Origin of the sequence: Parafrankia sp. EAN1pec (assembly GCF_000018005.1) — a bacterium.
In the GTDB taxonomy this organism is placed as follows: domain Bacteria; phylum Actinomycetota; class Actinomycetes; order Frankiales; family Frankiaceae; genus Parafrankia; species Parafrankia soli.
This window is the reverse complement of the sequence record NC_009921.1, coordinates 7,258,462-7,270,928: the sequence shown is the minus strand read 5'-3', so window position 1 is coordinate 7,270,928 and position 12,467 is coordinate 7,258,462. Positions and strand designations below refer to the sequence as shown.

Sequence of the window (12,467 nt, the reverse complement as noted above, 5' to 3'; positions counted from 1 at the left end):
GACGGGCGTGGGAACGGTGAGCGGCGCCGCGGGCGCGGTGCGGCGCCGTCGCCCGTTCATTGACCACACGGTGCGTGCGTACGGCCGCTATACGTCGGACGGCGGTGACCGGCTCGCCGCGTCCACGACATATTTCGCTTTCCTGTCCTTCTTCCCGATCGTGGCGCTGGTCTTCTCGATCGCCGGGTTCGTCGTGGACGCCTATCCCGACGCCCAGGCCAAGCTCACCGAACAGATCAACGACTATCTGCCCGGCCTGGCCGACAAACTGGACGTCTCGACCATCGGCCATGCGAAGGTCGGCGCCGGTCTGATCGGTCTCGCCGGTCTCCTCCTGGCCGGGCTGGCCTGGGTCTCGGCGCTGCGCGACAGCATCCGGCTCGTCTGGCACCAGAGCCTGGAGACCGGCAACTTCATCATGCAGCGCCTGCGGGACATCGCGATCCTCACCGGTCTCGGCCTGACCCTGCTCGCCTCGCTCGTCGTCACCAGCCTGGCGACGTCCGCGACCGGGGTGTTCCTGCGCTGGGTCGGGCTGGAGGGGAGCACGGCCGCCGCCTGGGCCACCGGGCTGCTCGCGCTCATGGTCGCGCTCGCCATCGATGCCGCCGTGTTCGTCTACATCTTCTGGCGGTTGCCGGAACGCACCAACCGGCAGCGGGTGCTGCGCGCGGCCGCGCTGGGCGCGGTGGGCATCGAGCTGCTCAAGCTGCTCGGGACCTGGCTGGTCGGTCAGACCACGTCCAACCCGGTCTACGGCATCTTCGCGGTCATGGTCGGCCTGCTCATCTGGATCAACATCGTGATGCGCTGGATGCTGTTCGTCGCCGCCTGGGCGGTGACGGCACCGTACGCGTCGGACGTCCATCCGTCCGGTACCGCCCCGGCGGACCCGGCGGGCCCCGACGTTGCCGGGGCGGACGGGCCCGGGCCGGAGGGGGACCGCGTTGCCCCCGAGCCGCCGGCCGTCCGTGTCGAGCCGCCGGCCGTCCGGTCCGCGCGATCCGGGCGTGACGACCGGAGCACCCACGACGATCACGATGGCCACGATGGCCACGGCGGCGAGGACGGCCGCTCCTGGCGACCGCGATGGCCCTGGCGGCGCGGCGCGGCGCGCCCGGCGGACCGGGCGCCGGTCGGGCGCTGACCGGCGCGCCACGCCTCAGGGGTCAGGCGGCCTCAGAGCGAGGCGGCCTCAGAGCTGGGGGAGCTCGGGGACCGGGCGGGCTCAGGGGCGGGGCGAGCGGGCCGTGCCGAAGGGTGGGGTGTCGGTGCGGGACGAGTCGGTCCGGCTCCGCCCCGGTTCGGGGTGCAGCGAGGGCAGACCAACGAGATGGCGCTGGCCGTCGGCGCCGGTGCGCGGCCGGGGAGCCGACGCGGCGGAGCGGGTCGCCCGGTACTCCTCGACGACGCTCTGCCGCTCCCGGCGGGCCCGCGCCGCCGCGCCGTCCCGCCGCGTCCTGTTGGTGCCTCTTCGGTGGCCTCTTCTCCCCGGAACTCCTCCTGGGGCCGTGGAACGTCCGCGCCGTCCGCCGGACTGCCCGAGGCCCGCTGCATCCCACCGGCCCGCGCTGCCGCTGCCGGAGCGGGTGGTGCGCCCGGTGGCCCTCCCGGCCACGCCGCGCCGGCGGCGGACCCGCCCGAACACGGTGAGGGCCGTCGCGACGACCGTGACGGCGAGGGCCGTCCAGGTGACGGCACCCACGCCTCCGGCGTCGCCGGTGGTGGCCCGCCCGGGCGGGCTGCCGCCGTCCTGTCCGGCGCCGCGGCTGTCGGCGCGCTCGCCGGTGCCACCCGGTGCGGTGCCGGGGGCCACGGCCCCACCGGCGGTGATCGGGTCGCCTGGTGTCACGTCGGAGGGCCCGGCGAGCCGACCCACCGGGCGGACGTCGGCCGCGTGCGCGAAGCCCCAGTCGAGCAGCGCCCGCGCGTCCGTCCCGTAGGCCGGCGCCGTGCGCAGTAGCGAGACGATGAGCGTCCGGTCGTTCCTGGTCGCCGCGCCGACGAACGTCGCCCCGGCGGCGACCGTGTAGCCGTTCTTGATGCCGATGGTGCCCTCGTAGCTGCCGATGAGGGTGTTGTGGTTCGCGATCTCGAAGCGTTCGTCGCCGCGGCCCGGCAGCGAGGCACGCGGGATGGTCAGGTAGCCACGCACGATGGGGTCGTTGAGCGTTGCCCGCCCGATCACCGCCAGGTCGTGGGCCGTCGTGTGCTGACCGGGGGCGTCGAGGCCGGTGGGATCGCCCGCGACGGTCTCCGACGCGCCGAGCGAGGCCGCGAGCCGGTTCATCCGGTCCAGTACGGCCTCCCGGCCGCCGGCCGCCTCCACCAGCGCGACCGTGGCGTCGTTGCCGCTCGCGATCAGCATCGCCGTCGCGAGGTCGCGCACGGTGTAGCGGACGCCGGGGACGAGCCCGACCCGGGTGCCGTCCACCTGGGCGGCCTGGTCGCTGATAGTCACCTCACGGTCTGGCGGGAGCCCGGGGAGCACGGTCAGCGCGGTGAGCATCTTCATCGTGCTCGCCGGCAGGTCCGGGAGGTGCGCGTTGTGCGCCGCGAGGATCGCGCCGCTGCCGGCGTCCGCGACGAGCCACGCCTCGGCGGTGATGCCGGCCGGCGGCGGCACAGCGGTCTCCGCGGCGCCTGTGGCCTCCGCGGTGTCCGCCTGGTCGGTGGCGCCCGCTGTGCCAGTTGTGCCTGCTGTGCTGGTAGTACCGGCGGACGTGCCCGCCGCCGTTCCGCTGGCGCTCGCCGGGCTGGCCTCGTCCGCGGTGGACGATGTCGTACCGGCGGACGCCGTCCCGGACGCCCCGGTCGCCGTCGAGGCCGCGGCGAGCGGCTCGACGGCGAGGGCACCGGCCGGGAGCGTGCCGGCGGTCAGCGGGCGGGCGGGTGGCCTCCTGGCAGGCAGCGGATCGGCCCCGGCCATGGCAGCTGACGGTGGTGCGGTGCCCAGAACGAGGACCAGGGCCGAGGCCAGCCCCACCACGGCGCTCACCACCCGGCGGAAACGCTCGGGCGGATCGGTACGTCGTGGATCGGTACGTCGTGGATCGGGGTGGTGCGGGTCGGGCGGGGTGAGACCCTCCCGAGCGTCCTCATCGGTGCGGCGCTCGAGCGGGCCGGGTCGGGGTCGACGCGTCCGGCCGGCATGCACCTACCGAACGTTACCGGTCGATCTTCATCCGGTGAGTTTGTCGTGTCACGTGTCTCGGATTCGTGCTCGCGTCGGTCGGATGGGTACCTTTCGTCCGGCCCGCGAACCACTTCGCGCCGGGACGAGAAGATGGCCCTGTGTGGCTGCCCCGTCCGGGGAGAGCGCGCCCGGCGCCGGGACGACGACCAGAGCCGGCTCCGGGACGGTCGCGGTGTCCTGACCCGCGTGATCCGCCGGCGCATCCGCCGACGCCGTCGGGTGTGCGTGTGCGGGCTCGTCCACTGTCAGTGTCGCGACTGTTGACGTACCGGGTACGGACGGCCAGGCCACGCCGCCGCGCGCGGGGCGCTGCGCCGACCCGTTCGGGGTGGCCGCGAGGGGGTGCGCCGCCGGTGCCGTGGGCTGGAGCACCATGCGGAGCAACGCCTCGATGTCACCACGCAGTGACTCGAGCTGGTTCGTCAGCTCACCGCGCACGTACTGCCGTGTGGCGGCGTCGCTCTGGGCGAGGCGCAGCGCCGCCACCTCGCGGGTCAGGAACTCGGTGTCCTCACGCATCCGGATGGCCGCCGCCCGGTCCTCCGCGAGCGAGGCGCGGTCCCGGTCGTCCTGCCGGTTCTGCGCGAGGAGGATCAGCGGGGCGGCGTAGGCCGCCTGGGTCGAGAACGCCAGGTTCAGCAGAATGAACGGGTAGGGATCCCAGCGCATGAGCGGCAATGCGATGTTGAGCGCGATCCAGACGATCACCACACAGGTCTGGATGGCCAGGTAGCGGCCGGTACCGAGGAAGCGCGCGATGGTCTCGGCGCCGCGGCTGATCGTCTCGCGGTCCACCCGGCCCGCGATCAGTGGAGATCGGCCGGCGACCGGGATGTCGAGCCGGTCCGATCCGGTTCCCCGGCGTGCCGCGAGACGGCTGGCGGTGTTGATGCTCATAGGAGGTCCCCTCCGCGCTCGGCCGTCGCGAACGGACGGAGCCGATACGCACTTCAGAGCAGGCTGCGCGGGAGAAATCCCATCGCGGCCCGGGTCGACACGTCGCTGATCGACCGCACCTGCCGGAAAGGAACCCGGGAGATCACCTGACCCCGGGCGTCATGGACGCGGGCTGGACTGACTGGCCGTGCCGGCTGCCACGAGGAGGGGCGGCCGCGCCGACGGAACCATCCGCCGCGGACCGATCGTCAGCCGGCGTCCACCAGCAGGAAGCGGCTGTTACTGGAGCACCCGCCAGGACTCACAGCGGCCACCTCCTCTGGTCGGCCTCAGTAGAGGATCCAAATGTTGTTGTCAAGGATAGCCGCCCCTTGCGATTGTTCCGCTATGGGGTCGTCCGTGACCTGTGTCGCGCCGCCGTCACATGCTGTCGTGCCGCCGGTGATCTCGCCTGGTAGCCGACCCCGCGGGCGGTTCCCGCCGCGTGGGTCGGGTAGTGGATGGCGGGATCACCAGACCGCGCGGACTCCTCTCGAAACGGATCACTCATGCTGGCTTTCGGTTGCGCCTACTGTGGCCAGCTTGTGTTCTTCGAGAACTCGACGTGTCTGCGCTGCGGGTCGGCGCTGGGGGTGGCACCATCCGCGCGACGCCTGATCACCCTCGTCGACGCCGGCGACGGACTGTTCCGGGAGCGGCTCGCGGTGGCCGACGAGGCGGCGGCTCTCGCCGCCGAGATCACCGCGCCCGCCGGGGCCCCTGGAGCCGGGACCCCGGGCGGAGACCGGTCCGTCCCGGCCGAGCCACAGCAGCCACGGTACCGGCGGTGCGGCAACATGGAACTCGCCGGCTGCAACTGGCTCGTCGAGCTTGCCCCTGGCGCGGCCGGGCCGCCACCCGGGCAACTGTGCGCCTCCCGCCGCCCGCCGCGCTACGGCCGGCTTCGACGAGATCGCGGCCCAGTGGCTCCCGCTCACCTACGCCCTCAACGCGGTCAACCGCAGCATGGGCTTCGATGATCTCTACCCGTTCGTCCTGACGTCCACCGTGCTGGACAAGCTGAGCTTCGTCCACGACCTCGCGACGGCCCGCGCCACGCGGTGACGGCCGCGCCGTCGTTACGGCCGCATGGACGTGACGGCCCTCGTCGGCGGGCCGGCCACCGCGGTGACACTCGGGTCAGCGGCTGGCCCGGCCGGCGGCGTCGGCTGCCAGGATCGCGTCGACGATCATCGGCGGGTCGAGGTCGAAGGGCTCGTTGTGGGCTGTCTCCCCGTCGGCGAGCGCCCGGACGGCGATGCCGCGCAGCAGCTCGATCGGCGGATCCGCCAGCCCCACCTGGGCGAGTGTGCGCGGCAGCCCCACCCCGCCGCAGAACGCGAGCACCTCGGCCAGCTCCTCCTCCGGCCGTCCCTCGACCACGAGCTGGACGATCAGCCCGAACGCGACCTTCTCGCCGTGCAGATACCGGTGGGTCTCCGCGGCCACGGTCAGGCCGTTGTGCACCGAGTGCGCCACGGCCAGCCCACCCGACTCGAAGCCCAGCCCCGACAGCAGCGTGTTCGCCTCGACGACCCGCTCCAGCGCCGGTGTCACCGCGCCGGCGCGCACCGCGCGGATCGCCGCCGCCGCGTCGTCGAACAGGATGCGTCGGCACAACTCGGCCAGCGCGCCGGCCGTCGCCGTCTGCGCGCCGTCGAGCTGGTTGGCCCGCCGGGCCTCGCCGACGGTACGGGCCTCGTACCAGGTGGCGAGCGCGTCGCCGATCCCGGCGACCAGCAGGCGGGCCGGCGCCGCGGCGACCGCGGTGGTGTCGACCAGGACCAGATCCGGGTTGCGCGGGTAGAACAGGTACCGCTCGAACGTCCCGTCCTGGGAGTACACGACGGACAACGCGCTGCACGGCGCGTCGCTGGACGCGGTCGTCGGGCAGGTCACCACCGGCAGGTCGAGCGCGGCGGCCGCCGCGCGGGCGGTGTCGAGCACCTTCCCGCCACCGGCACCGACGATCACCGTCGCCTCCGGGTCACGCGCCGCCGAGACGACCCGGTCGATCTCCTGGTCGCTGCACTCGCCGCCGAACAGGTGCACGGAGTAGGGGATGCCCGCGCCGTCCAGGCTCGTCCGCCAGGTGTCCTCGAGCAGGCGCAGCGGGGCCCCGCTCGTCACGATGACCGCCGGGCCGGTCAGGCCGAGGCGGGCCATCTCCGGCCCGAGCGCGGCGGTGGCATCCCGACCCTGGACGTATCGACCCGGCGACCCGAACACGGCGAGCATGAACGGTTACGGTAGCGGTTCCGCCGGGCTGCGCCAGCATGTCCGCTCCGTGTCCGCTCCCCGGTGCGCGATCGAAACGCCGTCGGCTGGGTAGGCCCGGAGCTGGCAGGACAGACATGTCACGTTGAGACACCTCGCGCGGCGCGGCTCGCGTGCCCATCGGCCGACCGCCAGGCAGCCACCATCTCGTCGAGCTGATCGCCGCGGCTCCATGGGGCGACGAGTCCCGCGTACATGGCCGAGCTCGCCGCGAAACGCCACGACGCACCGCGGGACCACATGCTCTCCGGCCTGGTCAGCGACGACGGACCGCAGGGGCGGATGTCCCAGGCGGAGCCGATCACTACGGCCATCCTGCTGTTCGTCGCCGGTCACGAGACGACGGTCGACCTGATCACCGACGGCATGCTCATCTTCCTGCGCCACCCCGAGCTGCTCGAATGGATGCGCCGAGAACCGGACCTGATGGCCGGTGCCGTCGAGGAGCTGTTGCGCTACGAGCCGCCCGTCCACATGCTTCCGCAGCGCACGACGCTCACGGACGTGGAGATAGCCGGAACGACGATTCCCCGGGCGCTCCGCTCACCCTGATGCCGGGTGCCGGGTGCCGTGACCCCAAGCGGTTCGCCGACCCGGACACGTTCAACCCCGAACGCCCGGACGTCGAACACCTCGCCCCACTCGCCCGGCTGGAGACGCAGATCGCGCTGGTGCTTCCTTTCTGGACCTGCCTGGTCGGCATCGAGATCCTCCGCACCGGAATCCGCCCCAGAACCTGAGGCCGTACCCGGGAGCCGCCTCCAGGAGGTTTCTCGGTCGCGGCTGATTCGGGGCCACGTGCGGCGGTCACGGCATTGGGAGTAGGCGGAGGTAGGACCAGGCCTGTCCGCTGATCGCTCCATGTGTGGCGGTCTCGGCGCCACGGCGCTCAAATTTGGCGACGATCGCGGCCTGGATGTCCGCGTCGCCCGCCGCCATCTCGTCAAGCAGCCGGCGCCACTGCCGGACAGCCTCCTTCGCCTCCTCGCGGTTGCGGTGGTCGTGACAGCAGGAGAGCGGGCACTCGGCTTCGGCCACGGATCCACTCTTCGACACCGCCGTCGAGGTGCCCGGCGACACGCAGCAGATCATGGTGGAGGGTCGCAAGCGGTCGGTTGTGGATCGGTTCGTGGTGCGCGACGCGATTGCGGAGCCGAACGAGGCTGTCGACGGGGTTGTAAATCCGGGTCCGTTGTGCCGGGCGAAGGTTCGGAAACGCGCGGCGAAGTGCGGGAGTCCACAGGGTTGTCTCGTATCGCCTGGTCAGGAGGTAGCGCCAGAAGCCGAACGTCAGCTCGGCGATCATTCGACCGGGCGTGATGACCTTCCCGTCGCGCCGCGACCTGGCGTAGGCGTCGGCGACGTCCTGCCGTCGATGGGCTTCGAGGATGCCGGCCGGGTCGTCGTACCACTGGTCAGGCCTTCGCTGGCGCTGATGCTGCTGTTCCACTCGTACAGGGCCACTGCCCGCTCGAGGTCATGGTTGCAGGCCCGTTCGTACGGATCGGGGCGTTCGGCGCTCAGCCTGCGCCGGAGCTGGACCGCGAGGGCATGCGCCGGGGTCACGGCGTTCGACATCGGGCTACCGGTCTTCTAAACTTTGGAGTGGACACCCGGATGGCCTCTACCGCTGGATGCCCTTTACGGCTCTGGCGGCAAGCCCCCGGGTTTTTGTCTGTCCGCCCACCTTATGGCGATCAACGTGTCCGAACTCGCGCCCCCACACGGATACCACGGCTCGCGGCCGGTGCCAGGCTGGTGGGGTGACTCTGTCGAAGCGTGCGTCCTGGTTCCTGATCGCGGTTGGCGTCTGGACGTGGGCGATCTGGCTGAATTTGTAGGACATTCGCTTATGACCTAGGTACGGCACCGTGTCCTCTCGTGTCCTGGCGGCATTCGTCCGCATGTGGACGCCTACGCTGGGGCCACATCCCTGATCATGGTGTGGAGGTGCCGGTGGAAGCGTTCTCTCGAACTGCTGGTGACGGGTACTGCGGTCGGCGGGACTCGACCTTCTTGTCGTCGTGACCGGAGAGTTCCCGTCGCTGAAGGCTCGGCAGCTCCTGCGCGTGCTCGGGCGGCTGGGGTACCGGGTGACCAGGCAGGACGGCTCGTCGCACCGGTGGCTGGAGGCGGACGGGCGCCCACGGCTACGGCTGGCGTTCCACGATCGTGTGACTGTTGGTCCGGGCCTGGTTCGTCAGATACTGGTCAAGCAGGTGGGCCTGACCGTGGAGGAGGCTCTGAAGGTGATCCGCGGTGACTAGGGAGATCGCAGTGATCGTGCGGCGGGACGGTGAGTCCTGGTCGGCGTGGTCGCCGCAGTGCCCTGGTCTTGCGGTTGCGGAGCCGACCGCGGCGGAGCTGCGCGGGGCCTTGCCCGAGGCGCTGACCTGGTACTTCGACGGAGACTCCGACTTCGAGATCTTCGTTCATCTTGAGCAGGAGCTGCGCGGGGTCGTTGTTCGGATCGCTCAGGATGCCTTCGGGTGGGAGCGGCAGTTGGTCGCAGAGCGACTGGGGGCTGCGCTCGGTGTCGAGGACCAGGCAGAGCGGCTGCGTGCGGCGCCACCGAACTCTGCGGGGGAGGTCGTTTACGTCTGTGCGCTGCCGACCGACCCGATCTCCTGGCTGACGGCTCAGATCGACGACGTCACCGATCCAGTTGTCGTCGCGCTTCCCGCGGCAGAGTCGATGTTGTGGACCCTGCAGTTCGGTACCGGGAACCGCGCCGGCGCTGGGTCGGTTGACGTCGGCTACCTGCCAGACACGACATTCGGCGAGGTCATGACGACATTCACCGGGCCCGGGCTGAAGCTCAGCGCGTAGGGGCCGCGGTGATCCGGACACAAAATGTGGCTGTGTCCGCCGTGCTCGACCTCACGTGGTGCGACCACTCTTGATCGGTTGGGGCTTCTCGCTCGGGTGCGAAGCTGGACGGGTGACTCTGTCGAAGCGTGCGTCCTGGTTTCTGATCGCGGTGGGTGTGTGGACGTGGGCGATCTGGCCGAATTTGTAGAACATTCACTTATGACCCAGGTACTCCCGCGGGTCGGGGGTGGCCTTGTGTCTCTCGTGTGTACCGGGCTGTTGGAGATCGTTTCCGCTCGTATGGTCGACAGAGGTCCAGTTGATCATCCCGAGGGGGTGGCGGTGAGTACTTCGCAAGGTGCGGCCGGTATGGCTAGGCTGATCTCCATGGAGCGAGCGGCGCGGCTGACGGCTGTCGTCACGCATGAGGGCGACTGGTACGTGGCGCGGGCCCTGGAGGTCGAGGTGACCAGCCAGGGCGGCAGCGTCGAGGAGTCGCTGGCGAATCTTCGCGAGGCGTTGGAGCTGTACTTCGAGGACCAGCCCTTCCCCGTGACTGCCGCGGACGGCCCCATCGTCGCTCCGCTGGACATCCGCCTGTCGGCGTGATGCCTGCCCTGCCCCGGGTCTCCGGGGCGAAGGTTGTGACGGCTCTGGGGCGTGCCGGCTTCGAGGAGGTCGCCACGCGTGGCTCGCACTGCAAGCTGCGGCACAAGGAGAACGCCCGGGTTGTGATCGTCCCGCTTCATCGGGAGCTGGCGACAGGCACCCTCGCCTCTGTTCTGCGCCAGGCGGGCATCGAGGCGGAGGAGCTTAGGACGTTGCTCACCTGAGCCCAGCGCGATCCCGGGTGCAAGCTGGATGGGTGACTCTGTCGAAGCGTGCGTCCTGGTTCCTGATCGCTGTTGGTGTGTGGACGTGGGCGATCTGGCCGAATTTCCTTCGGAACATATGGAATGATGATCGTTCCTGGGATGGCGGCCCGACCAGCTTCTTTACGGTCCACCTGGTCCTGACCGTCGCCTCCCTCGCCATCGGCTCCGTCGTCGGCTGGCTTGGCATTCGCGGGGCGCGCGCGGCCCGTCTCGGCGCCTCCAGCGAAGCTGTCGCGTCTGACCGATTGATCGGTTCCGGTCGCTGACGCCTCCAGCGGGTCCGATCCGCGGATTGCGATCGCGGCTCCTGCGCGGGAGAGTCAGTGGAGCTCGCACTCCCACGGTTCGAGCTCCGGTTCACCGGACGGATAGCGTCCCGTGCAGTACCGGTGGAGCCAGAGGGCAGCGCGGCGCTCGGCGTACTTCTCGTTGGTGGGTTCGCCCTGGTCGTCGAGTTCAAGGACGTTCGTGAAGATCGAGAAGCGGATCTCCATCTGGGATGGCGACTCCTTCAGCTCCGCTCAGACACGCCGGAACCCTACCTGCGGCACACCGCGCACACCGCGCACGGCAAGGACCCCGGCGGCCCGATGCGCCGACGGGGCCCACCTCGCTTCGCTCGACGCCCGTGCGTCGGAGCGTGTCCGAGTGTCGCCCGCTGATCCCGGCGGGCCGCGGCGTAGTTGCTTCTGCGCGTCAGGACACGGGAGATCATCGGCGTGTCGTCGGCCTCGGTCACGGCTCGAGGGCTCGGCTCGAAGTGGCAAGCGGATGGGTTAGCGTGGCCGCGGCAAGGCGTGGTCGGTCGGCAGGGCGACCTGGCCGGTGACGAACTCGCTCCACAGGCCGAACGAGTACGGGCCGTGTGGGTCGGCCGTCTCGACATAGCTGACCGGACGGCCGCCGGCGGTGGTCGTGGCACCCAAGGTGATGACGAACCGGGTGGTGCCCGGCCTGTTCTGCGGCGGGGTTTCGTTGGGTGGCAGCAGTTCGTCGATCGCCCAGGTGTACTCCCGCTGATACGGGGTCGTGGCCCGCTCGAGCGTCTGCTCGAGTACGAGGCCGGTGGCGGGAAACGCGAGAAGGACGCCGGGGCCGCCGGCGACCTGGCTGTTCACCGCGACGGCCTCCACCTGGCTGCCGTCCAGGTAGGTCCCGACCGCCGAACCGACTCTCGACCCAGGCGGGCAGGCGGCAACGCCCTCGGTGTCAATGGTCTGCCTGGAACAGACCGGGAACGCGGTGGGATTGAAGCGGAGGGCCGAGTCGAAGAGAAAGACGAATCGCCGGGCGCCGGCCGGTATGCCGCCGTCGGCCGTGCGGCTGTGACGGTCGAACGTCACCCGCACGCCTCGGGGGGTTCCGGTGCGGCTGACCGAGACCTTCAGCCGGTCGAGATTCACCGGGCCTCGACCTCCGGCTCCGCGGGGCGCTGTGGTCCGAGTGGGGCCGGATCCGGTGGGGATGGAGATCCCGCGGCCGCGCCGGTGGCGGCGGTGAGAAGCAGCGAGGATATCCCTGCTACGCAGGCTGCGATTTCCGCGCGGACATCGCCGCGCCTCGACGCGGTCGCCCCGCGCGCCTGCCTGTACGGTTCGCCGACACCGCAGCGGACGTCCGTAATGCGGTTGGGTTTCCCATGCCAGCGGTTGCCAGCGGTAACGGCCGGAGTGTGTGTCAGGTTCCGAACGGCGGCGCGTGGGCGGACGATTCACGTGCTCCGCAGCTCTGCGTCGAGTCGTTGTGGCCAGTCCTCGTCAGCCAGGCCACCGGCAACGAGAACGTCGCGCCAGTCGGTCCTCAACAGGCGCAGACTGGCGGCGAACCGGCGCCATGATCCAGCCGATGAAAGCACCAGCGCGGCCTGGACGCGCTCGACTTTCTGCCCACCGTAGAATTCCGTATCCAGGGCGCTGAGCTGCCCGATGATCTCGGTACTCGTACCGGCGTCGAAGTCCCGGTCGATCCGGCTCGTCAGGCGCCTGCTGGGTTCGGCCACAGTCCCGCATTTTCTCATGATGGTTACGGCAGCGGGACTGTACGCGTAGTGTCGCTGCCGGCACGGGCGCGGTTAACCCGGTCGAGCGGTTCCGAGTGCCCTGAGCCGATGATCCGGAGGGGACGTCGTGCGGGTTCGAAGCGCCGTTGTGTGTGGGGTCGCACTGGTATCGCTGGCCGGATGTATCTCGGCCGAGGACGGGAAGGCCCGGCCTCCCGCAGGTCCGACTTCCGCGGCAGGCCCGCTCGGGACGTTTCAGCAGCGGGTCGAGGTGACCGCCTTCGTGACTGCCTTCCGCGCGACGTTCCCCGCCCTGGCCGACGGTCGGTCAGATGAGGCCATCGCATCGGACGTGACTCAGGTCTGTCTGAAC

The 12,467-nt window shown here is 70.7% G+C and carries 15 protein-coding genes and 2 pseudogenes; 9 read left to right on the top strand and 8 right to left on the bottom strand.

The genetic code is table 11. The features are described 5' to 3' along the window. The first annotated feature begins 7 nt into the window (after window positions 1–7). Entirely contained in the window at window positions 8–1,147 is a 1,140-nt protein-coding gene (locus FRANEAN1_RS29540; protein ID WP_198145389.1) for a YihY/virulence factor BrkB family protein, read from the top strand. 81 nt (window positions 1,148–1,228) lie between these two features. On the opposite strand, the gene FRANEAN1_RS29535 is transcribed toward FRANEAN1_RS29540, so the two are convergent. Together FRANEAN1_RS29535 and FRANEAN1_RS29530 are read right to left on the bottom strand one after the other, a co-directional pair. Then, window positions 1,229–2,989: a D-alanyl-D-alanine carboxypeptidase family protein gene (locus FRANEAN1_RS29535; RefSeq protein ID WP_347176809.1), complete on the bottom strand. Its 1,761-nt coding sequence runs from the start codon at window positions 2,987–2,989 to the stop codon at window positions 1,229–1,231. A gap of 213 nt (window positions 2,990–3,202) precedes the next feature. Next, on the bottom strand, window positions 3,203–4,093 hold the full coding sequence (locus FRANEAN1_RS29530) for a DUF1003 domain-containing protein (protein ID WP_020463407.1): 891 nt from the start codon (window positions 4,091–4,093) through the stop codon (window positions 3,203–3,205). A gap of 500 nt (window positions 4,094–4,593) precedes the next feature. Between FRANEAN1_RS29530 and FRANEAN1_RS44175 the strand changes: the two genes are divergently transcribed. Further along, window positions 4,594–5,112, top strand: coding sequence for a zinc-ribbon domain-containing protein (locus tag FRANEAN1_RS44175; protein ID WP_347176808.1), 519 nt, complete (start codon window positions 4,594–4,596; stop codon window positions 5,110–5,112). Continuing rightward, window positions 5,036–5,197 (top strand): annotated as a pseudogene (locus FRANEAN1_RS44170) (putative zinc-binding metallopeptidase); the annotation flags it as partial. The gene FRANEAN1_RS44175 and the pseudogene FRANEAN1_RS44170, both read left to right, overlap by 77 nt. Window positions 5,198–5,272: 75 nt before the next feature. Here FRANEAN1_RS44170 and FRANEAN1_RS29520 read toward each other — a convergent pair. Continuing rightward, window positions 5,273–6,370, bottom strand: coding sequence for a glycerol dehydrogenase (locus FRANEAN1_RS29520; protein WP_020463405.1), 1,098 nt, complete (start codon window positions 6,368–6,370; stop codon window positions 5,273–5,275). 267 nt (window positions 6,371–6,637) lie between these two features. Between FRANEAN1_RS29520 and FRANEAN1_RS29515 the strand changes: the two are divergent. Next, window positions 6,638–7,080, top strand: a pseudogene (locus FRANEAN1_RS29515) (cytochrome P450); the annotation flags it as partial. A gap of 136 nt (window positions 7,081–7,216) precedes the next feature. Here FRANEAN1_RS29515 and FRANEAN1_RS42625 read toward each other — a convergent pair. Both FRANEAN1_RS42625 and FRANEAN1_RS44165 read right to left on the bottom strand, forming a co-directional pair. Then, window positions 7,217–7,447: a hypothetical protein gene (locus FRANEAN1_RS42625; RefSeq protein WP_198145713.1), complete on the bottom strand. Its 231-nt coding sequence runs from the start codon at window positions 7,445–7,447 to the stop codon at window positions 7,217–7,219. A 264-nt stretch (window positions 7,448–7,711) separates the two neighbouring features. Next, a complete protein-coding gene (locus FRANEAN1_RS44165; protein WP_347176807.1) occupies window positions 7,712–7,987 on the bottom strand; it encodes a hypothetical protein in 276 nt (91 codons plus the stop codon). A gap of 446 nt (window positions 7,988–8,433) precedes the next feature. Here FRANEAN1_RS44165 and FRANEAN1_RS29500 point away from each other — a divergent pair, with 446 nt between their 5' ends. The 5 genes from FRANEAN1_RS29500 to FRANEAN1_RS29480 all read left to right on the top strand — a co-directional run bounded on the left by FRANEAN1_RS29500 (window position 8,434) and on the right by FRANEAN1_RS29480 (window position 10,361). Then, on the top strand, window positions 8,434–8,676 hold the full coding sequence (locus FRANEAN1_RS29500) for a type II toxin-antitoxin system HicA family toxin (RefSeq protein WP_020463402.1): 243 nt from the start codon (window positions 8,434–8,436) through the stop codon (window positions 8,674–8,676). Further along, window positions 8,669–9,238: a hypothetical protein gene (locus tag FRANEAN1_RS29495; RefSeq protein ID WP_020463401.1), complete on the top strand. Its 570-nt coding sequence runs from the start codon at window positions 8,669–8,671 to the stop codon at window positions 9,236–9,238. The genes FRANEAN1_RS29500 and FRANEAN1_RS29495 overlap by 8 nt, the downstream gene beginning before the upstream one ends. 351 nt (window positions 9,239–9,589) lie before the next feature. Continuing rightward, a complete protein-coding gene (locus tag FRANEAN1_RS29490; protein WP_020463400.1) occupies window positions 9,590–9,829 on the top strand; it encodes a hypothetical protein in 240 nt (79 codons plus the stop codon). Then, complete coding sequence (locus FRANEAN1_RS29485; protein ID WP_041254913.1) at window positions 9,826–10,053, top strand: type II toxin-antitoxin system HicA family toxin; 228 nt, start codon at window positions 9,826–9,828, stop codon at window positions 10,051–10,053. Before FRANEAN1_RS29490 ends, FRANEAN1_RS29485 begins: the two co-directional genes overlap by 4 nt. Window positions 10,054–10,085: 32 nt before the next feature. Then, the gene (locus FRANEAN1_RS29480) at window positions 10,086–10,361 is read left to right on the top strand and encodes a hypothetical protein (protein ID WP_020463398.1); all 276 of its coding nucleotides are present in this window, start codon (window positions 10,086–10,088) and stop codon (window positions 10,359–10,361) included. Between the two features lie 54 nt (window positions 10,362–10,415). Here FRANEAN1_RS29480 and FRANEAN1_RS42620 read toward each other — a convergent pair whose 3' ends face one another. From FRANEAN1_RS42620 to FRANEAN1_RS29465, 3 genes are all read right to left on the bottom strand, one after another. Further along, on the bottom strand, window positions 10,416–10,589 hold the full coding sequence (locus FRANEAN1_RS42620) for a hypothetical protein (protein WP_020463397.1): 174 nt from the start codon (window positions 10,587–10,589) through the stop codon (window positions 10,416–10,418). A 282-nt stretch (window positions 10,590–10,871) separates the two neighbouring features. After that, entirely contained in the window at window positions 10,872–11,498 is a 627-nt protein-coding gene (locus FRANEAN1_RS29470; RefSeq protein ID WP_020463396.1) for a hypothetical protein, read from the bottom strand. 308 nt (window positions 11,499–11,806) lie between these two features. Continuing rightward, window positions 11,807–12,094, bottom strand: a complete 288-nt coding sequence (locus FRANEAN1_RS29465) for a hypothetical protein (RefSeq protein ID WP_041254911.1) — start codon at window positions 12,092–12,094, stop codon at window positions 11,807–11,809. Between the last annotated feature and the right edge of the window lie 373 nt (window positions 12,095–12,467).